This is a genomic window from Bradyrhizobium sp. UFLA05-108 (genome assembly GCF_059803455.1).
On record NZ_JBANAZ010000103.1, the window covers coordinates 1 to 24,898 of the forward strand.

Annotated in this window: 17 protein-coding genes and 4 pseudogenes; 6 read left to right on the plus strand and 15 right to left on the minus strand. The window is 60.4% G+C overall.

What is annotated here, in order from left to right:
• A partial coding sequence (locus tag SO140_RS42190) for a PfkB family carbohydrate kinase (RefSeq protein ID WP_498543995.1) occupies positions 1 to 215 on the plus strand: 215 nt, incomplete at its 5' end.
• 283 nt (positions 216 to 498) lie between these two features.
• On the opposite strand, the gene SO140_RS42195 is transcribed toward SO140_RS42190, so the two are convergent.
• The gene (locus SO140_RS42195; protein WP_449381904.1) at positions 499 to 1,338 is read right to left on the minus strand and encodes a universal stress protein; all 840 of its coding nucleotides are present in this window, start codon (positions 1,336 to 1,338) and stop codon (positions 499 to 501) included.
• A 452-nt stretch (positions 1,339 to 1,790) separates the two neighbouring features.
• On the opposite strand from SO140_RS42195, the gene pyk reads away from it, so the two are divergent.
• Positions 1,791 to 3,203 (plus strand): pyruvate kinase, encoded by a 1,413-nt coding sequence (pyk, locus tag SO140_RS42200; RefSeq protein WP_449381905.1) that lies wholly within the window; start codon positions 1,791 to 1,793, stop codon positions 3,201 to 3,203.
• Positions 3,204 to 4,838: 1,635 nt separating this feature from the next.
• On the opposite strand, the gene SO140_RS42205 is transcribed toward pyk, so the two are convergent.
• From SO140_RS42205 to SO140_RS42255, 11 genes and pseudogenes are all read right to left on the minus strand, one after another.
• Positions 4,839 to 5,222 carry a universal stress protein gene (locus SO140_RS42205; RefSeq protein WP_449381906.1) on the minus strand — a complete coding sequence of 128 codons (384 nt, stop codon included), beginning with the start codon at positions 5,220 to 5,222 and terminating at the stop codon, positions 4,839 to 4,841.
• A gap of 686 nt (positions 5,223 to 5,908) precedes the next feature.
• Positions 5,909 to 6,478: pseudogene (locus SO140_RS42210) on the minus strand (SDR family NAD(P)-dependent oxidoreductase); the annotation flags it as partial.
• A gap of 54 nt (positions 6,479 to 6,532) precedes the next feature.
• Entirely contained in the window at positions 6,533 to 7,315 is a 783-nt protein-coding gene (locus SO140_RS42215; RefSeq protein ID WP_449381907.1) for a 3-hydroxybutyrate dehydrogenase, read from the minus strand.
• Between the two features lie 40 nt (positions 7,316 to 7,355).
• Positions 7,356 to 8,982 (minus strand): annotated as a pseudogene (locus SO140_RS42220) (DHA2 family efflux MFS transporter permease subunit).
• 35 nt (positions 8,983 to 9,017) lie between these two features.
• A complete protein-coding gene (locus tag SO140_RS42225) occupies positions 9,018 to 10,166 on the minus strand; it encodes an HlyD family secretion protein (RefSeq protein WP_449381909.1) in 1,149 nt (382 codons plus the stop codon).
• Between the two features lie 33 nt (positions 10,167 to 10,199).
• Complete coding sequence (locus SO140_RS42230; RefSeq protein WP_449381910.1) at positions 10,200 to 11,375, minus strand: DUF3734 domain-containing protein; 1,176 nt, start codon at positions 11,373 to 11,375, stop codon at positions 10,200 to 10,202.
• A gap of 31 nt (positions 11,376 to 11,406) precedes the next feature.
• The gene (locus SO140_RS42235) at positions 11,407 to 12,198 is read right to left on the minus strand and encodes an acetoacetate decarboxylase (protein ID WP_449381911.1); all 792 of its coding nucleotides are present in this window, start codon (positions 12,196 to 12,198) and stop codon (positions 11,407 to 11,409) included.
• Positions 12,199 to 12,276: 78 nt separating this feature from the next.
• Positions 12,277 to 13,482, minus strand: coding sequence for an NAD(P)/FAD-dependent oxidoreductase (locus SO140_RS42240; protein WP_449381912.1), 1,206 nt, complete (start codon positions 13,480 to 13,482; stop codon positions 12,277 to 12,279).
• A gap of 116 nt (positions 13,483 to 13,598) precedes the next feature.
• A complete protein-coding gene (locus tag SO140_RS42245) occupies positions 13,599 to 13,886 on the minus strand; it encodes a hypothetical protein (protein WP_449381913.1) in 288 nt (95 codons plus the stop codon).
• Positions 13,887 to 13,988: 102 nt separating this feature from the next.
• Entirely contained in the window at positions 13,989 to 14,939 is a 951-nt protein-coding gene (locus tag SO140_RS42250; protein WP_449381914.1) for a helix-turn-helix transcriptional regulator, read from the minus strand.
• 46 nt (positions 14,940 to 14,985) lie between these two features.
• A complete protein-coding gene (locus SO140_RS42255) occupies positions 14,986 to 15,936 on the minus strand; it encodes a helix-turn-helix transcriptional regulator (RefSeq protein ID WP_449381915.1) in 951 nt (316 codons plus the stop codon).
• 489 nt (positions 15,937 to 16,425) lie between these two features.
• On the opposite strand from SO140_RS42255, the gene SO140_RS42260 reads away from it, so the two are divergent.
• Both SO140_RS42260 and SO140_RS42265 read left to right on the plus strand, forming a co-directional pair.
• Positions 16,426 to 17,355, plus strand: a complete 930-nt coding sequence (locus tag SO140_RS42260) for a helix-turn-helix domain-containing protein (RefSeq protein WP_449381916.1) — start codon at positions 16,426 to 16,428, stop codon at positions 17,353 to 17,355.
• 12 nt (positions 17,356 to 17,367) lie between these two features.
• Positions 17,368 to 18,297, plus strand: a complete 930-nt coding sequence (locus SO140_RS42265) for a helix-turn-helix domain-containing protein (RefSeq protein ID WP_449381917.1) — start codon at positions 17,368 to 17,370, stop codon at positions 18,295 to 18,297.
• Positions 18,298 to 18,326: 29 nt separating this feature from the next.
• On the opposite strand, the gene SO140_RS42270 is transcribed toward SO140_RS42265, so the two are convergent.
• Positions 18,327 to 19,268 (minus strand): catalase family peroxidase, encoded by a 942-nt coding sequence (locus SO140_RS42270; protein WP_449381918.1) that lies wholly within the window; start codon positions 19,266 to 19,268, stop codon positions 18,327 to 18,329.
• 398 nt (positions 19,269 to 19,666) lie between these two features.
• Between SO140_RS42270 and SO140_RS42275 the strand changes: the two are divergent.
• Positions 19,667 to 20,212: pseudogene (locus SO140_RS42275) on the plus strand (transposase); the annotation flags it as partial.
• A 293-nt stretch (positions 20,213 to 20,505) separates the two neighbouring features.
• Here the strand turns inward: SO140_RS42275 and SO140_RS42280 are convergent.
• Both SO140_RS42280 and SO140_RS42285 read right to left on the minus strand, forming a co-directional pair.
• Positions 20,506 to 22,200, minus strand: coding sequence for a DUF8728 domain-containing protein (locus SO140_RS42280; protein ID WP_449381919.1), 1,695 nt, complete (start codon positions 22,198 to 22,200; stop codon positions 20,506 to 20,508).
• Between the two features lie 123 nt (positions 22,201 to 22,323).
• On the minus strand, positions 22,324 to 23,712 hold the full coding sequence (locus SO140_RS42285; RefSeq protein ID WP_449381920.1) for a UbiA family prenyltransferase: 1,389 nt from the start codon (positions 23,710 to 23,712) through the stop codon (positions 22,324 to 22,326).
• A 171-nt stretch (positions 23,713 to 23,883) separates the two neighbouring features.
• On the opposite strand from SO140_RS42285, the pseudogene SO140_RS42290 reads away from it, so the two are divergent.
• Positions 23,884 to 24,333: pseudogene (locus SO140_RS42290) on the plus strand (helix-turn-helix domain-containing protein); the annotation flags it as partial.
• Between the last annotated feature and the right edge of the window lie 565 nt (positions 24,334 to 24,898).

A 24,898-nucleotide genomic window follows, 5' to 3' on the forward strand; every position in this document is an offset into this window, starting at 1 on the left:
CCGTGAGCGCCGTCGGGGCTGGCGACAGCTTCGTGGCGGCCATGACTTTCGCGCTTGCGCGCCGACAAAGTGTCGAGGACGCCTTCATGCTCGGCATGGCCGCCGGAGCCGCGGCCGTCCTGACCCATGGCACCCAATTGTGCCGACGGGAGGATGTCGAGCGTCTCCATGCTGAAGTGGTGGCCGAGCGCGCGCGTATCGATGCAACCACGTAGCGCGATGAAAGCGCGCGGATGTCTTTGAGAACGTCAGTCTGCTTGGCAGCGTGGCGTCGATCTCGCAAGTCGCTCCGAGCCCGCCCGGACAGCCGGATGAAGACAGACCAAGCGGTCGCCGTTTCAATGTTGTTGTAGACGGTGCGGCCTTCTTTACGGCCGCGGTGATCGAGGCGAGGTTGTCCGCCGCCTCTTTGGTGACTTCGATGCCCTTGAGCCCCATCGCAACGCCGATATCGGGCTTCTTCAGCGCAGGGGCATTCGTCGGACAACCCAAGGGGTGCTAGTGCGACAAGAGTACGGGAATTGCGATCCTGGCCTCGAAGACATCTCGAGTTGCGCTACCGAGCATTAGGGTGCGCTCGAATCCGTGCGCGAATGCGCCCATCACAAGCAGATCTGCGTCTGCTTGCCGCGCATAGGCCAGAAGGGTTGCGCCGACGTTCAGAGCCTCACGGTGGATGGTACTGAACTTGGCATTAACCTGCCAGCGCGCCAGATAGCGGCAGAGTGCGTCTCCAGAATGCGGCGTCGAAAACGGCTTGTCATCAATGACCGATACGACGAGCACCTCGCGCGCTCCAACGAGAAGTGGCAAGGCATCGTGAACTGCACGAACCGCGGAGCGTGTCCCGTCCCACGCAATGACAATCCGGCTTTCTGGGAGTGCAAGGGTGCCTGGTGGCACCAGGACAATTGGTCGACCACTGCCAAACAGGGCTGCCTCGACGAGGTCTTTGCGGGGCGAATCGAGTGGTCCGCGCACATCGATAATCAGAATATCACGCACCTGGGTACAATGGATGACGCGTTCGCGAAGTGATATGGACGGGCTTTCGGCTGGTAGAATGTCACACAGTACGTTTGCCTCTGCCAGGGCGGACTGAACGAGCTCCGCCGTTCGTGCGGCCCGTTCAGTTCGTGATGTTTGCTTCCTGGGAGCGCTCCCGGCTTGTCGGATGTCCGGCTCAGGCGGCAAATCGGCGAGGTCGGCCTCGATCTCCGTGATCAATGCAGACAGACGCGCCCCGTACATGCGAGCCAGGCCGATCGCATAACGCGTGCCGCCAGAGAGATCATCTCTGCCCGCCGAAGGAGAAAGGAAAACGAGTATGTCCTTCATTGGCCAGCAATCCCCTCAAGAGGTGAGCGTTTAGCCGCCTGCGCAGCAAGCCCGTTAAGGAAGTCGCTTCCTTTGCCTCGCAATCCTATTCCCTGTTTCAGGTGATCCCACTTAGTGGATCCAACCACACGTAACAGATAGGATGGCGAGACGTTCCAGATCAGAATCCCGCACCGCTCTAGCGAACAATCTACACAACCCGCAGTGTACGAGCCCGGCATAAAAATGCTAGAAGTGTCTGCAGAAACTGCGCGCAAGGCGTTGCTGACGATCAGAAAGCCTGATCGGGTCAGGGGCGAAGGAAAATTCGCGCGCCTTCGTACGAAGCTGGTTCAAAGTCCTCCATTGGCGGCGCGGTTGCGACGATCTCGCTTCTATGAAGGGTGAGTTTGCTTATGTGAGCAACAGTCATCGTGCCGGAATGGGTCGTGTGCATAAAGGATTAATCGCTTATGCGTCTTCGACGGGCAAAAATCGTGGCAACCGTTGGTCCCGCCAGCGCTTCGCCGGAGATGCTCAAGGAGCTCTTTGTTGCAGGCGTGGACACATTCCGTCTCAACTTCAGCCACGGAACCCAGGAAGATCATGCAAGTGTCCATGCCGCGATCCGCGCGCTCGAGCAGAAGCTGCAGCGACCGATCGGCATTCTGATGGATCTTCAGGGCCCGAAAATCCGCATTGGCACGTTGCGTGATCAGAAGCTCATGGTCCGGTCCGGCGACTCCATCCGGTTTGTTCGCTCCGGATCGGAAGGGGATAGCCGAGCCATACCGTTGCCGCACCCGGAAATCTTCGCAGCGCTTGCGCCTGGCGACGATCTATTGATCGACGACGGCAGAGTACGCGTTCGCGCGACTAGCCTGAGCAATGACGACATCGAGGCCGAAGTGATTGTTGGTGGAGCGATCTCGAACCACAAAGGCGTCAATTTGCCCGGAACGGTTCTGAATCTGTCGCCGCTCACCGCCAAGGATCGTGCCGATCTGGAATTCGGCTTGCGTCTTGGCGTGGACTGGGTGGCTCTTTCGTTTGTTCAGAAACCGTCGGACATGATCGAAGCACGAACGCTGATCGGCGGACGCGCAGGGCTCATGGCGAAGATCGAAAAACCGGCTGCACTCGAGCGGATCGATGACATCATCCAGATGTCGGACGCGATCATGGTCGCGCGCGGCGATCTTGGGGTCGAGATTCCACATGAGGAGGTACCTGGTCGTCAGAAGGAGCTGGTGCGTGCTTGCAGGCTGGCCGTCAAGCCGGTGATCGTTGCGACTCAAATGCTCGATTCCATGGTGGCAGCCCCGACGCCTACACGCGCCGAGGCTTCAGATGTCGCAACCGCAATCTACGACGGCGCGGATGCCGTAATGTTGTCGGCGGAGTCGGCCACCGGCCAGTACCCGCGCGAAGCCGTCGAAATGATGGACCGCATCATCCGCAGCACGGAACAGCACAAGATGTATCGCTCGATCATCGAAGCAACCCAGCCCGATGAGGAACAGACTCTGCCGCATGCGGTTGCTGCGGCGGCGGCCGACTTGGCGTCGGCGATCCGTGCGGCGGCCATCGTCGCCTATACCTCAAGCGGGACAACGGCCGCACGTGTCGCTCGGAAGCGACCCAGGGTGCGGATCCTGGCCACCACGACGAGTGTAGAAGTGTCCCGTCGTCTCTGCCTCTTGTGGGGTGCACACAGCGCGCTTTCCGAGCACGTGCAAAGCTACGAAGACATGGTGAGCCGCGCGACCGAGCTTGCGAAACGGGAAGGGTTCGCCAGCACCGACGATACTTTGGTGGTCGTGGCCGGAATACCGTTAGGTGAGGGCGGGACAACCAACAATCTGCGCGTCGTTTCGGTTTCCTGATTCCGAGATAGCGGGTAGAGCCCCTCTGCTCTGCAGCCAAGCCCCGAAAGCGCGTGACATCTCGTCGGTCTCGCCGTAGGTCAGCCCTTTGTCCATGCAGATAAATGCAGTGTGCTCGCGATATTTGGCGAAGCGTTCTTCGAGCATCGCAACGAGCGATGCGGATCGCGACGGGTCGATCTCCGTCGAGAATCCGCGGCGGGTAGTGCTTGAGCCAGATGCGCTCCATGGCGCTCCTCCCGACGACCAGCAGCTACCGCGACCCGGCTGGCCAGACCTCCGTAAAAGCCGGCTTTCCCTAGACTGCCGGAAAGCGCGGCCATTGCCCCACGCTGAGGTTGGTGAAACATGACAAGAACGTTCTGAGACGGACCCGGGGAAGCAAAGGGCGCCGACAAGTTTATGATTTTAGCGCTGTTGAAGTTCCTGAACGAGCTTGCCGCAGATGCTGCAGGGAAGTGCAAATCGGCGGCACTGGCCCGCATCCAGCGGTCTATGCCGCGGAACCGATCATAGTGTGCCGCGTCGACACGGCAGGTCGCGCCACTCTGTCCGGCTGCAGGCCATTAGCCCGGCGCGCTTTTGACTTGGATCAACTGCCGCGCCCTGTAGCCAGTGCTTAAGTTATTGCTCGACGCACCTTTGGCTGAAGAGGTGTGACCAATCGTGAAGCTGCTATTTTGTTGGACGGCATGGCCGATTGGAGGACAAGCGATGCGTTCCATCTTGGCGTTAGGCCTTTTGGTCACCCTGTGTGGTTCCGCGAATGCGGCTACGGCGCATCCCCACCGGCGGCACGCTAATGTTCGTCCCAATCAGGGCATGATCTACGCGCCGCCTCGCCCGCCGATCCACTACCGGGCAGCACCGTACAATAACTACTATGAACCGTATTACGGAGCTTCCCAAGGTTACGCGCCTGGCGAGAAGCAACGATTTCTCGAAAGTGTGAGACGACAGATGTAAGGTCCGACAGCGGGTCGCTGCAGCCGGCCCGCCACCCGTCAGCATCCACATCTCGTCGACGGTAAGAAGTGCATCACCCGGATGAGAGCCGGGGCGAGAATTGCCGGTTTCAGCAGGAGCGGCAAGGTGATCAAGATGCCGTCGCGCTCATTCCAATTTACGCTCCGGATCGCAGCGTCCTTTGTTCCACCGCCACGTCGGCTTCGAGCATTTCAAGCTGGCTCGCCAGGCCGCTGAAAGTCCGGCTTATATTCGTCAGAAGGGAGGCTCGCCTTCGAGAAATTCCGGCCTGCCTCGCTTGAGCCCTGTATGCGGATGCAATCGAACGATACTCGGCAGCAGGCATTGTACGGTGGGTCATACGCGATACCTGCCGCAAGCCCGACCGGCGCTCAAATTAAAGATCGGCCATTTCCGCTTGCCGGGAAATTAAGCAAGGGCGCGGGATCGGGTTCTGGAAGTGGAATCAGAAGGGTTCGGAGCGGCGCTTGCGCTATAGCTTCTGCGAATTGAAAAATGCGCAGGAAAACTATCCTACACGTGGTTGGAGCCTCTCGCTGTTGCGTAGCTGGATGATATAGCTCACTTCCGCTTTCGGCGGCATAGCGAGCGCACCGGACTTGCCGCTGGCGTGGTCGGTCCCGAAATGACCCAGGCGGTCTGCAACATTCAGTGACAAACCAGCACGGGTATTTTCGTGTAGGTCAGCACCTTGTTTGTCACACTGCCCATTAGGAGCATGGGAAGTCCGCTGAGCCCATGCGATGACATAACAATGAGATCGCAGTCTTTGTCCTGGGCTGTTGCGATGATGGCTTGATGCGGTTGCCCACTCTCCACCTGAATTGTCTCGCAGGGAACGCCAGCCTTCTTGGCCGCATTTGCCGCGTTATCCAACACGCTCGCAAAGTCGCCTGTCACTGCAAAAAGCGGTTCCACAACGTTGATTACGGATACTTTGGCTCCAACGAACTTCGCCAACGCCAACCCGTGCGCCACCCCATGCTCCGCCAGCACCGACCCATCTGTCGGAATGAGAATATGCCGGTACATGTTTCACTCCTGATTGTCCGAACGTATGGCTGCCTTCCGAAGGTAATTTGGGCCGGCGTTTCGGATAAAGCCTTGCGATACATCAATGGGTCCATCGTGCTGCGAGTCACATGTTGACGCGTTGCTCATCGCGTCATTTCGAGGCGAGACGCAGGGCCTCTTCTGTAACTGGAACCACTATTGTTGATTGAGGGCGCGGAAAAGATTGCTGCGATTTAACTGGCCGATTGTTGTAGGTCGGGCGATACGCGAGAGCGATGCGGGAAATTGACGTCACCGACGAGTGTCGCGACCTCATTGCGGCTGAGTTTCCGTCCGACGAGACCGGGCGACGCTTACCAAACGGTAAGTGGCGGATACCGATCAATGAGGAAACGTGGGAGCGGCTTCAGAAGGTACGGCGTAGCGGTGAAACAATTTCGGACTGCATCATCCGCGTTATAATTATCACCCAGTATCAGCGTGGCGGCCTACGATAGTTGCCGCGCAGATGGTCAGTTGCCTGGATGAGAACTCACCGACCGCTCTCCTTGTCATCATCTACGGTAGGCAGCTTGTCGTAGAGCATGCGCTAGGGCTCACCGTCCCATCTTCCCGCACCACTCGTTTCATCGCCCCGATATGCCGGCCGAGCGCAATAGAAACTGCAGGGAAGTTGAACTAGAACATTCAGCAGGTCGGAAGTCGTACGTTTCGGGTGCATGCATCGGCGTCTTGACCGCGCGCCAGGCGTCACGGCGTTGACGCGAATGCCCTTGCTCGCATATTCGATTGCGAGCGACTTCGTTGCCGCGTGCAAGCCGCCCTTCGTGAGGCGGCCAGAGCCGACGGCGCGCTGCTGACCGCGTGTTCGTCGAGGCTGGTCGTGATCTGCACGATACGTCCGGATCCCCGCTTCAGCATGTTCTTGGCTGCGCGCCGGGTGACATGGAAGAAACCGTCGAGATTGATCCTCAGCAGGTGAGCATAGTCTTCGTCCGTATATTCGGTGAATGACTTTGCGACGAAGATGCCGGCGTTGTTGACGAGAATGTCGACGCGGCCGAAGCGATGGATCGCCTGCGACACGATGCGTTCCGCGGTGGTCGGATCGGCGATGTCGCGGCAACTGCAAGGATATCCGGATCAGACGGTTGTCCGATCGAGCGTGAATTCGCGACGACACGAAAATTGCGATCGCGATATGCCTTGACCAAGGCCTCGCCGATACCCTGCGACGCGCCGGTGATGATAGCGACTTTCTGCTCCGCATTCATGATGGCCTCAATGTCTTCGGTTGGAGCGGCGCGCGCCGGTGCGGTGTCGCTTGGCTACTGTGCGGTCCAGCCGCCATCGACGGCGATTGCCGTGCCCGTGATCTGGTCCGCCGCAGGCGAGCAGAGGAAAGCCACGGTGCCGCCAAGCTGCGAGGGAGAGACGAAATCCAGAGAGGGTTGCTTCTCGGCCAAAAGCTCCTTGGCCGCTTCCTTCTGATCGATGCCTCTTTCTGCGGCGATGTCCCTGATCTGCTTTTCGACCAGGGGCGTTCGCACCCAACCGGGACAGACGGCGTTGCAAGTGACACCGCTGCCGGCGGTTTCCAGGCCGACCACCTTGGTCAGGCCAACCAGCCCGTGCTTGGCCGCAACGTAGGCGGCCTTGTGAGTCGAGGCGACAAGACCGTGCGTCGAAGCGATGTTGACGATCCGTCCCCAACCCTGTTTTTTCATCTGGGGCACCGCCGCGGCAATGCCGTGGAACGCTGCGGACAGATTGATCGCCAGGATTGCATCCCACTTCGCAGCTGGAAATTCCTCCACCGGAGCGGTGAACTGGATGCCGGCATTGTTCACCAGGATGTCGAGGCGTCCGAATTTCTCGACAGTTGCGGCAATCAATCCGCGCACCGCGTCTCCCTTTGACATATCGGCGCCGTCGTAGACCACGCGCGCGCCGTGCTCGCGTTCGATGCCGATGCGGATCTTCTCGATCTCGCCAGCGTCGCCGAAGCCGTTCAACACCAACTCGACGCCGAGCCTTGCCAATTCCTTCGCGATGCCCAGTCCGATGCCACTGGTCGATCCGGTGACGATAGCTACTTTTCCCTTCAACATGGGGATTCCCTTCGATGTTCGAGACACAACAGAAAGACGGTCAGTGGGCGCCGCCGGCGTCGAGGCGGTCGGGCTTGGTGAGCATCAGCGCCGCAGTCAGGGCGACGATTTGTGAGACGCCGAGCAGATAGAAGGTGTCGCTGAAGCCGAGGATGAACGCCTGCTTCTGGATGACCTTGCCGATTGCGACATAGGCGCGGTGAGCGGCGTCGGCACGGTCGATCACGCCATGGCTCATGAAATACTGCGTGAGCTGATCGAGCCGGGTGCGGGTCGCCTGCTCGAACATCGATACCGACTGCGAAAGTACGTTGGAATGGTACTGCTCACGCTTGGTCAGCAGCGTCTGAAGCGCAGCGATGCCGATCGCGCCTCCAAGGTTGCGCATCATGTTGAACAAGGCGGACGCGGACCCGGCATTCTCGGCCTCGATTCCGCCGGTGGCGACCGCCGAGAGCGGAGCAAAGACGAGGGCTTGACCAAACGCGCGGATGACGTTCGGCCAGAAAAGCTGATCAGCCGCGTAGTCGTTGGTCATGTAGATGTTCAAGAAGTTGGATCCGCCGAAGAGCACGAAGCCGATACCGATGACGAGGCGCGGATCGAACCGCTTCATCAGGCGAGGCACCAGCGGGATCAGCAGGAGCTGCGGCAGGCCGGTCCAAGCGAGCACCATGCCGATCTGCTCGGAGTTGTAGCCCTGGATGCGGGACAGGTAGACCGGCAGGATGTAGACGGAGCCATACAGCGATACGCCGAGCAAAAAGTTCGCGAGCACGCCGAAGCCGAAATTACGACGGAACAGAATTCGCAGGTTGAGCAGCGGCTTATTTGCCGTGAGTTCGATGGCCAGAAACAGCGTCAACGCAACCGCGGCGACGATGGCCAGCCGAACGATGAAGGGCGAGCCGAACCAGTCGTCCTTGTTGCCCTCCTCCAGAACGGTCTGAAGTGCGGCGAGCCCGACCGCCATCGTGATGATGCCAGTCCAGTCGCCTTCCGCAAGCTGCGACAGCTTCATGGGCGCAGCTTCCAGCGAGAAGAACAGCATGGCGATCATGACCGCGCCGGGCGCAATGTTGACGTAGAAGACGTACTCCCAGGAAGACGTACTCCCAGCCGAAATTCTCGGTGAGATAGCCGCCGATGGTCGGACCGATCGCTGGCGCGAACGTCGCGGAGATCGCGAACATCGCCAGCCCGATCGGCTGCTTCGGCTTCGGCAGGAGCGTGATGATGAGCGTGAACGCCATGGGGATCAGCACACCCCCGGTAAACCCTTGTAAGGTGCGCAGCACGATCATCTGAGGCAGGTCCTGCGCGAGCGCGCAGGCCGCCGAGAACACCAGAAACAGGAAGGCGTTGGTGAGAAGATAGATGCGGACCGAGAACACCTGAGCAAGCCAGCCGCTCAACGGGATCACCACGATCTCTGCGATCAGATAAGACGTCGAGATCCAGCCGCCGTCATCGATGCCTGCGCCGATGCCGCCCTGGATGTCGGCAAGTGAGGCATTGACGATCTGGATGTTGAGCACCGCCATGAAGGCGCCCAGGGTGGCACCGATCACCGCGAGCCAGGTCCTTGCGGAGACGGCGGGAGCCGCGGCCGATAATTGGCCTTGGCCGGTAGGAACGGCATTAACGGCGGTTTGCAGTGTCGTCATGGCGGTCTCCTCGCGTGCAGGAGAAGGTGCGTTGTTCAGGTGCGGGGCTCGGCGCCACGAGCGGCAAGCCGTTTCTCGGCGTCTCGCTCGGCGATGACGGCCGATTTTGTGTTGACCGTCGGCTCCGCCGACATTCCGGGACGCAAGAGGCCGCTCAGGTGCTGGTCGTCGAGCACGATCTTCACGGGCACGCGCTGCACGATCTTGGTGAAATTGCCGGTGGCGTTGTCCGGCGGCAGCAGGGCGAATTCGAGCCCGCTCGCCGGCGACAGGCTGTCGACATGGCCCTTCAGTCTGGTCGAATGGAAGCTGTCGACCCGTAGCTCGACCGGCTGTCCGTTGCGCACATGCGTGAGTTGAGTTTCCTTAAAGTTGGCGACGACGTAGACCGCATCCAGCGGCACCACCGCCATGAGCTGCGTGCCGGCCTGAACATATTGGCCGACCCGCAGCGTGCGCGCGCCGACTGTCCCGTCGACGGGCGCAGTGATCTGCGTATAGGAGAGATTCAGGGCAGCCTGGTGTTCGACCGCACGTGCGCGGTCGAGTTGCGCGACTGCTTGCGCGCGCTGGGTCGAGAGCACCTCGACCTTCTTGTTGGCTGCGAGCAAACCCGCCTTGCCCTGCTGAAGTTGTGCAGTCTGCGAGCGCAGCGCTGCGTCAGTCTGTTGGGCGCGTTGGATCGTTCCCGAGCCCGACTTCATGAGGTCGTCGTAGCGGGCGCGCTCCTGCTGCGCGAATTTCAGATTGGCTTCGGTCGCGTCGACCTCGGCCGTCTGCTGCTGAATGAAGGGCTGCTGCAGTTCGATCTGCGCGTCGAGGTTCTTGACCGCGGCTTCCGAAGCCGCAATGTCGGCCTTGGCCTGGTTCAGCGCGGTCTTGAAATCACGATCGTCGATGCGCGCCAGCACCTGGCCAGCCTTCACCGGTTCATTGTCGGCGACCAGCACTTCGGCGATGTAACCGGAAACCTTCGGCGCAATGATGGTGGAGTCGGCCTTGACGTAGGCGTCGTCGGTCGTTTCCAGATAGCGGCCGGTGGTGATGTAGTAGTGGCTGAAAGCGGCAGCCCCGGCGACGCCGAGGGCGGCGGCGAATGCCAGCGCGGCGCGACTGATCGCCTGACGCGACGGGCGAATGCTGGTTTTCGTTTCCTGCTCGGAAGCATACGAAAGGGTCGACATGATTCTCTCCGAAGTCGGGTGGGACGCTAGATTTCAATCGGGGCGGTGGACGTCATGTGTGATGATGCCGACCTCGGGAGCTGGCGGGTCCAGGCGGCGTGGGTCGGCCAGCGTGCGGCGGATATCGTCCAGACCGCTTTGCCAATGCGCGCGCATCGCGTTCAGCCCGAACTCGTAGTCCTTTGACTGGCCCTCGTAGATCTTGGACTGATAGATGAGGTGGACGATGTTGTAGGAGCGATGGCGGGCCATGTCCGCGATGGCGCGGATTTCCGGATCCTGCCTTGCGCGTTCCGGCAAAGCCTGGATCGTCCGCTGCAGCGCTTGACGCATCTTCTGCATGCGTAGCGCCTGGTCCGTGATGGCGCGCGTACGGCTCGAATATTGGATGTCCTTCTGCCGGCTCGATACCTCCATCATGTCGTTGGGAACGCGCCCCCTGGCCGACCAGAGATCGACCTGGAATGTCAGCGTGTCGCGCGGCTCGCTGGACAGCACGCGTGAGAGCGGCGTGTTCCAGACGACGCCACCATCCCAATAGTGTTCGCCTTCGATCTCGACGGCAGGGAAGCCGGGTGGCAACGCGCCGGAAGCCATGAAATGCTTCGGCCCCAGCTTACGTTCGGTCGTGTCAAAGTAGGTCAGGTTGCCGGTGCGGACGTTGACCGCGCCGACGCTGACGCGCACCTCGCCCGCGTTCAGCCGATCGAAATCGACGAGCTTCTCCAGCGTCCGCTGCAACGGTGCGGTGTCGTAGAAGCTGGTCGCTGCATCACCCGAAAAGGGCGACCAGAACGGCGACGGGAAGCGTGGCTTGAAGAAGCCGGGCTGCCCCTGGAATAAGGCCCTCATCGCTGCCATCGCATTGTGCAACGAGCGCATATCGAACGCGAATGGGAGGGCATCGGCCAGCCCTTCGCCGGCGGGCCATCCCACCGGCCATGCACAGATGGTCTCCCAGAACTCGCGTAGCCGCTCGACTCGCTGATCTTCCGGCGATCCGGCAATGATCGCCGCATTGAGCGCGCCGATCGAAATGCCGGCCAACCAGTTCGGCCGGATACCGGCTTCGTGCAGGCCCTCATACACTCCGGCCTGATAGGCTCCCAGAGCTCCGCCACCCTGCAGCACCAGGGCGACGACGTCATATGGCAGCGGCGTGGACGCTTGCGGCACGCAGCTGATTTGCTCGCGCATCACCTTCAGCATTTTCAATCTCCCGATATCGCGGCTGATCCGGTCAGCCAGCGTTCGCTTCGATAAGGATCTCGGACCTGGATTCGCGTCGTTGTGCGGGCGACAGGTAGTCGTGGACGACAGTGCCAAGCCCGAGCGTCAAGTCGGCCACGAGGTGCTTGGCCGACAGCACTTGGAGGACGGGCAGTTCGGCGACGGGGGCGAGGGCGTGCGAATACAGGTCCAGCGCCGCTGGCCCGGTCCACGCGCCTTTCACAGTGATGTCTTCGAGGTGGTAGCGGACCAGCTCGCAGATGCGAGCCGAGCCGTCGACATGTGGGATGATCTTGAGCAGGAAATTGGGCGCGGCGAGTTTTCTGGCCTCGGTTTCGATGTCGAGGGCCCGGTGCTTGTAACCCATGGTGCCGGTCGCGATGCGCACCGAGCCGTAGTTCAAGGTGCCAACCAGGGTATCGATCTCGACCGCCAGCTTCGGTTGCGCAAGCTTCTTGGGAAAGCCCCACAGCTCACGCCCGCCGGCGATGGGCGGATGATCATTGAGGAACATCTGATGGGTGAAGCTGCCGGTCTGCCCTTGATAGGAAACCGGGATGACCTGGCCGCTTTCGGTGTAGTCGCCAAAGCCGGTCGAATCCGGCATGCGGATGAACTCGTAGTTTACGACCGGTTCGGCCAGCTCGAGCGGCGCCGGTACGATCCGGCGCAGCGCCTCGGGATCCGTCCGGTACTGGATGATGAAGTATTCGCGATTTATGAAGCGGTAGGGGCCGGGTGGAAAAGCCGGGTTCGTCAGCGGCATGGCGAACGCGCTCGCGCGCACGGTCTCGTGTTTCATCGTGATGAGCTCCAATTTGATCGATGGCGAGGGAGCCGCGCTTCTGCGTGGGAAGCGCGGCCGTATCGCGTGAGGCCCTCAGACTTCGGTGACGTGCTCCGGATCGGCCGACGCCAGCGCGGCGGCACGCTCGGCCCGCGGCGGGTAGATCCACACGGTGTTGATCTCGTGCTTCGTCTTCTTTGCAACCTCGCCGACGATCTCGACTTTCCGTTCCCAGCCCCGCGTGAAGAGCGCGCCGGCTTCGCCGAGGTCGAGGCACGTGACGTAGGCTTTCTGGTGATACGGCTTGGTCGGGACGCCCAACAGCTCTGCAGCGGCATTGTTGCCCGCGAAGGCGCCCATCCTGGTAGCGTGCTGGCAGGACATCAGCGCAAAGTTGCCGACATCGTCGCACGCTGCCTTTGCGGCATCGCCGGTGGCAAAGACGCCAGACACCGACGTCACACGCAGATCCTGATCAACCAGCAGACGTCCGAAATTGTCGCGCTCGGCCGGGATCTGTTGGGTCAATGGCGCGGCGCGAATGCCTCCCGCCCAGACTACGGTTTCCGCTTCGATGCGTTCGCCATTTGAGAGCGTGACACCGGTTTCATCGAGCGAGGTGACGCCAGCGCCGACCCGGGTCTCTACGCTGAGTTTACGCAGGGCATCCTCGATGACGGGACGAGGGCCAGCGCCCATATCGGGAGCGATCGCACCGTTACGTTCGACGATGATCACGCGCGGATTGGCATCCTTGCCGAGGATCGCACGAAGCCGCGCGGGCATCTCCGTCGCCGCTTCGATGCCGGTGAAACCGCCGCCGGCGACGACGACGGTGTCGCGTCCGTTTCTTGCCGGCCGATCCGCCAGGCTGTGCAGATGCCGGTCGAGGGCAATCGCTTCGTCGAGCTGGTCAACGCTGAAGCCGTGTTCGGCGAGGCCCGGAATATTCGGGCGGAAAAGCCGGCTGCCGGTGGCCACGACCAGCCGGTCATAGGAGAGCGTCTTTCGCGGGCCCTTGGCAGTAGCGACCTGCAGCATTCGGGACTTGGTATCGACCGTTTCGGCACTGCCTTGCACGTAGACGACGTCGATGGACTTGAGGACATCCAGCAGAGGCGCCGTCAGGGTTTCCGGCTTCGGCTCGTAGAGCCGCGGGCGAACCACCAGCGTCGGCTCCGGTGCAACCAGCGCGATCTCGAGCTCGTCGGGCGAAGCACCCTGGATGTCGCGCAGCCGGGCGGCGGAAAGTGCAGCGTACATGCCGGCGAAGCCGGCGCCTATGATGACAAGTCGCATGTGATATTCTCCTGTTGTTGGTCTTCGGGCATACGCGCGTTGCTGCCGCCGCTCCCGAAGTAGCGGCTCGTTGTGATCGACGACGACGCGAAGAGGTGAAACGGAATCGTCAGGTCTTAGGGGGAGGGGCAGCTCGGCATCGATGCCGCGGAGCGGCGGCGAAAGAAAATCGGCTCGGTGGCGTTCGGACCGCGCCAGTTGGCATAGGGAAGCTGCACGTCATCGTTGGTTACGATGGACATCGCCGGGTTCGTCCTCTGCAGGGATTGCTGTGGAATTTCCACCTCCTCGCCGGTTGCAGAGGTGAAGCGAACTGCCAACGAAAGTCCGTACACGATTGTCGTTGCGACGAGTCTTCGTCGCGGCGGGATTGCAAAGAGGCTGACGAAGGTCTTCGAGGTCATCGTTTGTCTCCGTCTATGGGGAGCGTAGGGCACCTTGATCATCTACCGAACCGGAGCTCCAGCTGCGCCAGCGCGATTGCGGTGCCTGCATAGAGATTGCTGCTACCGCATGCGCCGTCGCCAATCGCTCGGCGTTTCGCCGGTCAACTTCTTGAACGCTGCGGCGAACGCTGTTTGGGAAGCATAACCAAGCTGTGCGGCCACCGACGCGATCGACGCATCGGTATCGCGCAGCATGTTCATGGCTTGATCGAGCCGCTGCTGGCGCAGCCAGGCATGAGGCGAAAGCCCGGTACTTTCCTTGAAGGCGCGGCAGAAATGGAAGCGCGAGAGCCCGGCGTCTGATGCGAGCGCAGCGAGCGACACGTCAGTATCGGTGTTCGAGCGCAGGCGTTCGACCGCGCGTCGCAGAGCATGGGGAGACAGCCCGCCCGTGATCGGCTCGAACGTGGTTGGCGCGCCGGTGTGCTCAGCCAGGATACGTGTAGCCAGGAGATCGGTCAGTTGCTGCCTGAACAGGAGATCCAGGGCTGCATTGCCCTCCAGCACCTCCGCCGCACTCATCAGCAACCCGGATACGACGGGGTCGGGATGCCCCGTTCGTTCGAGAAGATCGCCGGGAGCGGGCGCGTTGGCCTCGCGGGCGATGCGTTCGAGCGCCGCGTGTGGAAGATAGAATTGAATGACATCGACAAAGCCGGGAATATCCCATCTGGCGCTTGAACCGGACGGAATGATCGTCACAACTCCGGAACGCGCCGTTCCAATCGCAACCGACTTCCCGGTGCGCCGCTCCAGGCGCTGAACGCCTGTGGGGTAAGTCATGATCACGTGGTCGGTCATGGGCTCGACCACGTCATGCAGAGCCCCATGTTTCCAATGCGCGATGGCGCCGTTGGAAGGGTCGGAAGCCATCTGGAGCGGTGCAGTCTTGAGGACGCGCGCCATCTCCACGTCGGCACGGCGTCGCTCGGCGACCGGGGAGTCGCTGTGGCTCGCATCTGGGGCAACGAGCAGAGCCTCCAGCGGATCGTGCAGGATCGGCTTGTTCATGGAGCTATCCTCGCTTCTGAAGGCACTTCATCAACTGCAGGAGGAGCTAGCGCACGCGTCGCCGCCAATCGCTCGGCGTTTCCCCGGTCAATCGCCTGAACGCTGCGGCGAAAGCCGTCTGGGAGGCATAGCCAAGCTCTACCGCCACCGACACGATCGAAGCGTCGGTGTTGCGCAGCAGGTTCATGGCCTGCTCGAGCCGGTATTGCCGCAACCAGGCAAGAGGCGAAAGCCCAGTGCTCTCTTTGAAGGCGCGGCAGAAGTGGAAACGCGACAGGCCGGCATCCGAAGCCAGGGCATCGAGGGAGACATCCGCGTCGCTGTCCGAACGCAAGCGTTCGATCGCACGGTGCAGGACCTTCGGCGAAAGCCCACCCACGGGCGGCTGCAGCGTCGTCGGCGAACTGGTGTGGGCGGCCAGAAGGCGCGTGGCCAGGAGGTCTGTCAGCTGATGCCTGAACAGGGCATCCAGTGCTCGATTGCTCTCCAGCACGCCGGCCGCGCTAAGGAGCAATCGGGATGTGATGGGGTCGGGATGTGCCGTTCGCTCCAGGAGATCAGTCGACGTGCCGGTCGCGGCTTCGTCGGCAACGCGCTTCAGGGTTGCGTGAGGAAGATAAAGCTGCACGACATCAACAGGCTTCGGGATATCCCATCGGGAGCTCGATCCTTCCGGAATGATGATCACGACCCCGGGACGAAACGTTCCACTCACAACCGATCTTCCCGACCGCCGCTCCATGTGCTGCGTCACGCCGTTGTAAGCCATGACGACATGGTGGCTCATGGGTTCGACGACGTCGTGCAATGGTTCATGCTTCCAGTGAGCTATCCCGGCGCCGGAGGCATCCAATGCCATGCGAAATGGCGTGGTGTGGAGCACACGCGCCATCTCTGCGTCGGCGGCGCGACGGTCGGAGACCGGCAAGTCGTTTTGGCGCGCGACGGGCGTAGCCGGCGGAGTCTGCAGAGGATCGTGCGAGATCGGCTTGCTCATGAGGGGGTACTCGCGTTGGGGCCAGTACTCGCGTCGCCAGGCGTGACTTGCGGGCTGCGCGAAGCCGACGCTTGGTATAGCCTGTATCGATGCGCCTGGGCGCCGCGAGCTTTCGGCGCGTGTTCTAGGCGCGGAGAACTACGGGTTCTTTCCCAAACCGGCGGTGCTTTGCCGGATTCTGCTCAAAGCCTCGGCGAGCGCTGTACACGGCTGACGGCGTGGTCAATGCGGGGGGGAAGCGCCATTAGCATTCACAAACGCACGATGGAACCGAGCTGTGATTTGGAGAAGCCTCGCCGAAAAAGCGAAACTACGTTGGAATCACTGTGAAAATCGTTCTGTTGCGAATTGATCGGGCTGCGGCTAACACAGCCACTCGTTCCACGAGCGAGTCTGGACGGTAGCCATCCACCTCCGATACTGTCCTGCGATCTTGCGGGCGCGAGGATAGCCCGCCCAATCCAACTCCACTGATAAGACTGACCTCAGATGACACAAGCGGGCGTCTACGGAGAAAGGCTCGGGCGACCCTTGTACTTGAAGGACGCGCCCTCGCTGATCACGCGCTCCCTGCGCAGCGCCGAACTCGCGGTCACCGAAACCCGGAATGACGATCCCGTGCGCGATCTTTCGGGCTCGTTTCCATCTGAGGATGCCTATCTTGTCAGTCTTAAATTTCGCGACTACCCGGACTGCGAATGCTGGGAACGCGGGCGGAGCATCGTCAAGACGGACATCCGCGCCGGTGCGACGTATCTTTATGATCTCAAGCGCGATCCACGCTACGTCATAGATAAGCCGTTCCATTCGGTCTTTTTCTATTTGCCGCGCTCGGCACTCGACGATATCGCCAGACAGAGCGGCGCGCCACGCGTCGGCGAACTTGACTATCAGCCCGGCGTCGGACACGACGACGCGGTCGTCCGTCATGTCGGAGCGTCGTTGCTGGAGGGGCTGCGTCGGCCGGTCGAGGCCAACCAGCTCTTCATCGATCACATGATGCTTGCGTTCACCGCGCATGTCGCCCAGACCTATGGCGGGCTGAGGCGAAGTGGCGAGTTGGCTCGCGGCGGTCTTGCGCCGTGGCAGGTGAAGCGAGCCTGTGAAAGGCTCGAGTCTGACCTCGGCGGGACGATTTCATTGCAACAAATCGCGGCCGAGTTTGACCTCTCGGTCAGTCATTTCTCGCGCGCGTTTCGAATCTCCACCGGACTGCCGCCGCATCAATGGCTGCTCAATCAGCGCGTCAAAGCGGCCAAGCAGTTGATGACTGTCCGCGATCTGCCCCTGGCCGAAATCGCAATTTCGGTCGGGTTTGCCAATCAAAGCCACTTCACGCGGGTATTCTCGGCCGCGGTCGGGGTCAGCCCGGGCGCGTGGCGCCGCCAAGCGTATGGTGCAACGGGAAGCGAAACCTAAGGGACCGCGCCTATGGCACAGGCGAGCACCTTCGGACAAAGGGTTAGGCAGCAGTTGCGCCTGAGGGATGCACCGCCCTCGCTGATCACGCGTTCGATGCGTGGCGTCGACCTCGCCGTTACGGAAACCCAGGACGATAACCCCGTGCCGGGCCTTTCGGGCTCGGTGGCCGATGAGGCCTATCTCGTCAGCCTTAAGCTTCACAATTACCCGGACTGCGAACTCTGGGATCACGGCAAGTGCGTCACTAAGGCGGATGTCAGAGCCGGTACAACGTATCTCTACGACCTCAGGAGCGATCCGGGCTTTGTCATCGACAAGCCGTTCCATTCCCTCCAGTTTTATCTTCCGCGTTCAGCGCTTGACGCCGTCGCCAAGGAATCCCGTACACGGCGTGTTGGCGACCTCGCCTGTCAGTTCGGCTTCGGCCATGACGACAAGGTCATGCGTCATATCGGAGCATCGCTGTTGCAAGCGCTCAGTCGGCCGGCCGAGGTCAACCAGCTTTTCATCGACCACATGATGCTCGCGTTCAGCGCGCACATCGCCCAGGCCTATGGCGGGCTGCAGCCCATCACCGTATCGAGTCGCGGCGGTCTCGCTGCTTGGCAAGTGAAACGCGCCTGCGAAAAACTCGAATCCGACCTCGGCGGGCAGCTTTCGTTGCAGCAGATCGCGGCCGAGTTCGGCCTCTCGGTCAGCCATTTTTCACGTGCATTTCGGGTCTCAACTGGTTTGCCGCCGCACCAATGGCTGCTTCGTCAGCGCGTGAAGGCGGCCAAGCAGTTGATGACGGTGCCCGAGTTGCCGCTGGCCGAGATTGCACTATCGGTCGGGTTCGCCAATCAAAGCCATTTTACGCGGGTGTTCTCGGCAGCCCTCGGTGTCAGCCCAGCCGTGTGGCGCCGCGAAACACTTGGGACGCCGGAAGGCGAGACATAGTCCGCGGCCATCAGTGGGAACTCACCTGATCAACGACGCCTCGCAAACGAGATGGCATAGGCGGCGCTGCGCCCCGCGAAGATCTCGTCAGGCGGATGACTGATGCCTTCGGCGAGATTTGCCGGATCGAAAAAGAAGGCGTCGCACGCATCGTTTGGCTCGATAGCTGTGATGACGATCGTTCCGAGCCGCACTGCTTCTCGTCGTTCTTCGTCCGGCCAACGGATGGTCACGTCCATAGTGGGATCCCGGGGACGATCGAGCAGCGCCATCACGCTGAAGCGGGCATCGCCTGCGGCGATCCGATGTTGGAGATCTTCGTGCAGGAAATCCGCAGACTTCGTCCTGGCCTCGTCCTCCGCCAGCGCGAAGTCTCCGCCGACCGGCGTGACCTTGAACTTGATGAACCGCGTCTCCCCCATCGAATTCGTCGTGGGAAAGGCGTGCACGCCCCAATAGGTTGTTCCAGCAAAGCTCGCCGGCACCGGACGCGTGGCGATGTAATTGGCCTGGTGCAGCGTTTCGGGATTGGCGGCGGCAAATGCGCTGATTCTCTCCATATCCGGCCTGCCGTCCGCTCCCGGAATGCTCGCGTTGAGGAGCGCCAGCATCTGGTCGAGCGTCCTCGCATAGTGCACCGGAGCGCTCTGCGTGAGAATGTCGGACCGATGATCAACGTTCCCGAGCCTGAAGCTGAAGCCGCGCAGCGCGCGCTCGTCGGTATTCACCACTCCGGGATTGCCGCCGCCGACCGAGAAGCGGGCCAGTACGCGCGATGGTCTTGTGAAGCTCTGGGATTTAGTAATCTCCTCTGCCTGATCCGAGGGGATATAAGCGCCATGGACGCATTGGCCCTTGGCAAAGCTCGCACGTACCTCCGGTGGATCACCGGCTACCGCTTTCAGGGCGTTGACGATCGACGCGGCCGTGGCGCTGCCGTTCGGGACATGGCGGGATCTTGAGTTTGACACCGCAACGGTCTAGCGAACCCGGTGTTACGTCGCTCCAGAGCGATTGCTGCACTTGTAGAGCAATTGCTGCGTTTTGCAGACGCCACAATCACTCGGCGTCGTTACCGATGGCCCAGGGGCGCGCAAGGAGGCGCTAGCCTCCCTGCTGGTCGCTAGAATCGGTGTCGCGGGCCCATGGTTTGGATTTGTCCGAGCGAGGCGTTGTTTCGCGATGCAGCGGACCATTGACTTGGACCCATGTATTCCGCTCGCCGCATTGGCGAGTGGCTAGCCCGTCGTGCTCGTCGATCGAGAGGCCGTCATTCCGAAGGAGAAAAGCCATTGCGGTTTCAACGCAGGTTTATCGACCCATTTGTCGGAACGGCCGTGGATTTTACGTGCAGATCATTCGTCTCGGCGACTGCGGCTATGGCTCGGCCGAGATCTCGGATGGTTGGTCTATACGAGCACGGCATCGAGCCACACGTCACAGTGTTCGACAAGTCGGTCCGCACAGATGGGATATTCTCGCGCGAGGACTTCACCTATGACCACGCAGGTGGCGTGTATCGCTGTCCTGGCGGCAAGGTACTCACCACGACCGGAGCGCTGGTGAACGATGGCGCCACGATGCTTTACATGGCCAGCAAGCGCGATTGCGATCGGTGCGCACTGAAGTCCCGGTGTTGCCCAAGCAGCCCTCACGGAGGGTGCCGGGCTCAATCTAAGAGGGCGCTCGCGACATGGTCCGCCAGATCGCAAGGTCGTGGGAAGGAGGCACCTCGCGTCGGCTCCGCAAAAAGATCGAGATGCTGTTCGCGCACCTCAAGCGCATTCTCAAGCTCGACCGTCTAAGTTGACGAGGTCCAAAAGGTGCTCGTGATGAGTTCACCCTCGCAGCCACCGCCCGGAACCTTCGTAAGATGGCCAAGCTGATCCCGACGCAATCACTCAAACCCGCATAACGGCCGGTGGGCCCCATCGGCGCTGGCGCCAATACATCAGGACTACTGCCGCCTTTTTCATCGGAATCGGCCCAGAGGCGAAGTGTCCGCACGCCTCGTCGAGGCCCGGATAGCGAGGTGTATCGGACCCGATCTACTCACATCGAGTTCTTCGCCATACCCTGAGCGGAATTTTTCAATTGGGGCCCGCGCGCGAGACGTTTGATGGTCTTCGCGGCGCAATGCGGGATAACGGAGAGCGCCAGATGCTCGTTCCTTTCGATTCCTAATCCGACCTCCCGCGACGATGACCTTTATCCCGTCCGAGGATAGTCGCGCTTTAGCTGCACCCCCTTAGGCAAGGTGCTCTCGAACTTGTCGAGAGCCTGGACGATCTCAGCGACATCGTCTGCCTTACGCGCAAAGAAAACGAAGCCGCTGTCGGAATTCTCGGTACTGCTCCCGTTGCGTGACAAGGTCGCGATCTTAATCCAATGCTGAGGAACCATCCCAGGTGTCATGATCGCAAGTCCAATTCCGTGACGTTCCATGAGAACATCCATCCAGTCAAGTGAGTGCTCCGTCATGCGCGCTATACGTGCGGACTCGGAGCCCAGGCCGGACAGATCCAGCACATATTGGGAATTGCCGTAGTTGACGTAGCCAAGTTGGTTAACGGCGACAGGCTTGCGGTAGAAATCCGTGACGAATCTGTGGAGTTGGGCGCCGCCAAGATATTCGCTGCGCGCCAAGTGAATCGCGAAGGCAAACTGCGTGGCATATCCGGCAAAGATCATCGTGAGAGCTGCGCAGAAGATCGCCACGCCTCGCCAGGACGCATTCGTGCACCACTTAGAGAGCGCCTCGCCGAAGATAATGGCGAGGCCGCACACATTGAGAACAAGCACGTAAATTTCGTAACGGTGTGGAACCCAGCCTAGCTTGCCGCCCGTTATTTGCGCTAGCGAAACGAAGGTAATGAAGGCAAGCGTCGCCAGCTTGACCTGGTCCGATTTCGTGATCGGGCGACATTGAAGTTCCCGCATTACCCCTCCCAGCCAAACTACGCCAAGAGCAATTCCCGCAAGGATCTGCGCAGCTCCAAAACTGTTCAGATTGGAGTAGACGTTCTTGGCCAGAGCAACGCCGACTGCCACCAAACCGCTGTGATCGGCGACCGCTGCACTAGACCAATCCGAACGGGCCAAAATCGAACTTGGTAACAGGGGCAGACCGAGCAAATGCAAAAATGCGGAATAACCCGCAACCAACAGCACACCAATTGCCAGGATTGCCAACGCATAGCCATAGCGACGGAACGCGATGAAAATCAGTGTGTCTGCGACCAGCATCCCCGCCGCCTCAAAGCGTATGATCGGTTGAACAATGATACAGACAAACCACCACCAATCGCAGCGGCCATATCTCACGAATCGCACCAGACCGAGCAGATAGGCGACAGACATTGCGACATGCAGCGAATGTTCAAGACCGGTCAGCGCCAAGCCTGGCAGGTTGAGTGCGACGGCAATAACGGCCGCCAATACAAACAAGTACTGGGTCGAAAGGCGCGCCAGCGGTATCTGGCACTCCTTGGCGAGGCGTACGGCAAGAACACCTGTAGCCACCGTCGATGCAACGTTGACGAGAAGCGGAAGGAGTGCGCCCAGGCCCAGAAAGCGCAACGCAGACAGCAGAAAGGGAAAAATGATCGTCGAACTGGGCGCCGAATGTTCTCCGGCGAAGAGTCCGTAATTTCCAAGTGCAATCTGGTCGGCAAGGGCAAGGTGCGTGTAGGGGGCCTCAAGGCTGTATGCGAAATGCCCGCCGGTGACAATGAAAACGAGAGCGATCTGGACACCCAGCACCGTGGAGATACCCAATGTCACGGCGAACCAAGTTCCTCGGGCTACGAAATCATCCTTTGTTGCAAGATCGCCGAGACGTCGTTCGCGTCTCTCCTTTCGCGGAAGGGCACGCGGAGGTTTGGCAACGACAAAATTGTCCATGAGGTCGCTTCCGAATTCTCGACACGTCACGTAAAGCGGCATGCGATCTATCACTTACCGCGAATCAAATCCTGTAAGCAGCCAACTCCGCCCAACGACCGTCCAATCGAGTCAGTGAGCTCCTCAGATCGCGCTAATCAGAATTCCACAAATCATCACGAATGCGAGCAGACTGTTTTTGTCCCTGAGGGCGAACAATATCGGGTCATCATCCAACTCCCGTCGGTGCGCCAGCATAAGGAGTCGGCCGAACCAATAGATGAGAATCGGACAAATTAACCAGAGATAGTGGGCATGCCGATAAAGATGGTGGACTGTATCCGACGAAATGTAGAGAGCAAACACCGTGACCGCGTTGAACGACGCCGCTGCCATCAGCGCAGCGACAGCGCCCAAATCCGACTTACGGTAGTTCCTATTCGACATCTCCGGCAAATCGGCCTCGATCCTAGCCGTCAATTCCACGTAACGTTTCACCAACGCGAGCGCCACAAAGACAAACATCGAGAATCCGAGCAGCCATTCCGATAGGGGAACAACGATTGCGACAGCGCCGCCTACTACTCGAATTGTGTAGAGTCCAGCCAGCACGATCACGTCGACAAGCATTTTGCGCTTGAGCACGAGCGAATAGGCCGTCGTAACCAGCAGATACAAGGCGATTACCGCCGCAAAATGCATTGAGACCGAGATGGCGAGGCTGATAGCCGTCATAGTCAGCAGCGCAGCAACAATCAGCGCGCGCGACGCTGATAGCGTGCCTGCGGCAAGAGGTCTGTGCTTCTTGTGGACATGCGCTCGATCAGCGTCGATATCGACAAGATCATTGATGATATACGCGCCGGAGGCGATAAGCGAGAACGAGACGAAGGCCAGTATCGCGTAAAGGAGGGAATTCGGGTCGATCCGTTGAGCAGTCACCATCGGAACGAATATCAGAAAATTTTTCGTCCATTGATGCACTCTCATCAACTTCAGCCAATTGCGCATCTGCCCCGGCGAAACGGGCCAGAGTACCTGCTCTGATTCGGTTGGTATGAAGCATTCGAAGCTATTGCGCCCCAAGGCATCATCGATTTGCTGCCGAAGGACTGACGCGGACATTCGCTCGTCACTATTCGAGGCGAACACGCCGGCAAACAGGCCGAGATGGTTGGCCACGGCGCGCACGTAACGCTCGTTCGAGGATGAGACCAGATAGACTGTCCTGTTCTTGGCAACCGCTCGTCGAACGCGATCGAGAGCAACTTCGTTGTAGGGCAGAAGGGAGGCGTCTATGGATGCTGCATTGGCGATGTAGGAGTCGACGGAGGCTCTCCCACGCAGAAGACGCAACGCGAACTGTCCGATACTTGCCGGATCTCGCGTAAGAAGCACAAACGCCGACTGAAGGGAAAAGTCGACGTTGAGGAGAATATCTTCGAGATCGACGATTAGGGCCTTGCCCTCTGGATGACTTGCCCTGACTGGGCCGATCGCGTCGGCGGATGACTGCGATGAGCTAATATACATGAGGCTCCCCATAGCTTCGCTGCAAACTCGCACCCGCCCGCGCACGATGGAATCGCTGCCCGGCAAGAGAAAGCTACTGAGGTGGGCTGAGGCCGCGCCTTAACAAATGCAAATCGAGTAAGGAAAAGTCGGCAAAATTCGAGTCGGTTCCTCGGTGCAAAAGTGGACATTGCGTTTCACCTTGTCGGCGACATCTTTGGTCTGGAAAACGGCGACGTACACCGCTTCACGGCGAAAGCGATCGTCGAGACGATTAAGCGCCAAAGCCTCGAAACGGTTGCCGACAGCGATGCGGCCGTGACGCATAACTTGCTCCGCATGACCACCAACGCCCTCCAGCACGCTGAGGATCACATGCTTCTTCCGGGCCGCAAAGATGCAGTCGAAAGAGTTGCGGCGTACCTCCTCGAAATGGACAACCGAGTTACTGGCGCTGCCAACATAACACTCCCGATGCCACGGCGGGACATCGCTGACTACCTCGGCCTGACCCTCGAAACTGTATCTCGCGCATTGTCACGATCGCGTCGAGCGGGAGTCCTCGAGTTCGTTGGCAACACGCAACGCGAGGTCAGGCTTCTCGACCGCAAGCGCCTCCTTGCGTTCGACTGGCAGAGTTAGCGCGCCGGTCAGGCGAGCGCCTTATTCCCCACAAGGATTGAAACTTCCTGCTTGCTCGTGGTCGCGAGACAGAGTTCATATGCGCGCGTGCCAGAAGATAAGTTTTTGCGTGCTCGTTACCAATCGGGAACAACTGGAATTCGGACCGCCTCGGTGCAAAAGTGCACGTTTGCGCTCTGGTGTTCGCGCTAGGCTCAGCTTGCAGGACGCTGCCGCGCGTTCTGTCCGAAGGGCCGCTAGCCTGCCCGGCGCGAAGCCGGGGCTAGCGGCTCCGTAGGCGGGCGGCAAATGGGCCACGCCTGCTCAGTTTCATTCAACGTCTCCGCTCGGGCGATCTCGGGATTGCCGAATTCCGGCACAACTTGCCGTTAGGCTGGCCTTATCATGTGCTACTGTCTCTCCTACGGGCAATGATCTGGCGTTTGCGATAGTCGTGGTTACAGTGGGCAGCATGACGCCGCTGCTAACGGCCATGGCCGTATTCATGCGGTAACTTGCCGGGGCATGATGGGACGATGCTTTAGCGATGCGCAGTCGCGTGATCATCGCAGCCGATTATCGGGAT

Excerpts from the sequence above, each read along its gene's own strand:
- SO140_RS42250 (WP_449381914.1), bottom strand. The coding sequence starts at position 14,939 with ATGAACAAGCCGATCCTGCACGATCCGCTGGAGGCTCTGCTCGTTGCC.
- SO140_RS42195 (WP_449381904.1), bottom strand. The coding sequence starts at position 1,338 with ATGAAGGACATACTCGTTTTCCTTTCTCCTTCGGCGGGCAGAGATGAT.
- SO140_RS42215 (WP_449381907.1), bottom strand. The coding sequence starts at position 7,315 with ATGTTGAAGGGAAAAGTAGCTATCGTCACCGGATCGACCAGTGGCATC.
- SO140_RS42265 (WP_449381917.1), top strand. The coding sequence starts at position 17,368 with ATGGCACAGGCGAGCACCTTCGGACAAAGGGTTAGGCAGCAGTTGCGC.
- SO140_RS42235 (WP_449381911.1), bottom strand. The coding sequence starts at position 12,198 with ATGAAACACGAGACCGTGCGCGCGAGCGCGTTCGCCATGCCGCTGACG.
- SO140_RS42240 (WP_449381912.1), bottom strand. The coding sequence starts at position 13,482 with ATGCGACTTGTCATCATAGGCGCCGGCTTCGCCGGCATGTACGCTGCA.
- SO140_RS42245 (WP_449381913.1), bottom strand. The coding sequence starts at position 13,886 with ATGACCTCGAAGACCTTCGTCAGCCTCTTTGCAATCCCGCCGCGACGA.
- SO140_RS42230 (WP_449381910.1), bottom strand. The coding sequence starts at position 11,375 with ATGCTGAAGGTGATGCGCGAGCAAATCAGCTGCGTGCCGCAAGCGTCC.
- SO140_RS42260 (WP_449381916.1), top strand. The coding sequence starts at position 16,426 with ATGACACAAGCGGGCGTCTACGGAGAAAGGCTCGGGCGACCCTTGTAC.
- SO140_RS42205 (WP_449381906.1), bottom strand. The coding sequence starts at position 5,222 with ATGTACCGGCATATTCTCATTCCGACAGATGGGTCGGTGCTGGCGGAG.
- SO140_RS42255 (WP_449381915.1), bottom strand. The coding sequence starts at position 15,936 with ATGAGCAAGCCGATCTCGCACGATCCTCTGCAGACTCCGCCGGCTACG.
- SO140_RS42225 (WP_449381909.1), bottom strand. The coding sequence starts at position 10,166 with ATGTCGACCCTTTCGTATGCTTCCGAGCAGGAAACGAAAACCAGCATT.
- SO140_RS42280 (WP_449381919.1), bottom strand. The coding sequence starts at position 22,200 with ATGGACAATTTTGTCGTTGCCAAACCTCCGCGTGCCCTTCCGCGAAAG.
- pyk (WP_449381905.1), top strand. The coding sequence starts at position 1,791 with ATGCGTCTTCGACGGGCAAAAATCGTGGCAACCGTTGGTCCCGCCAGC.
- SO140_RS42285 (WP_449381920.1), bottom strand. The coding sequence starts at position 23,712 with ATGTATATTAGCTCATCGCAGTCATCCGCCGACGCGATCGGCCCAGTC.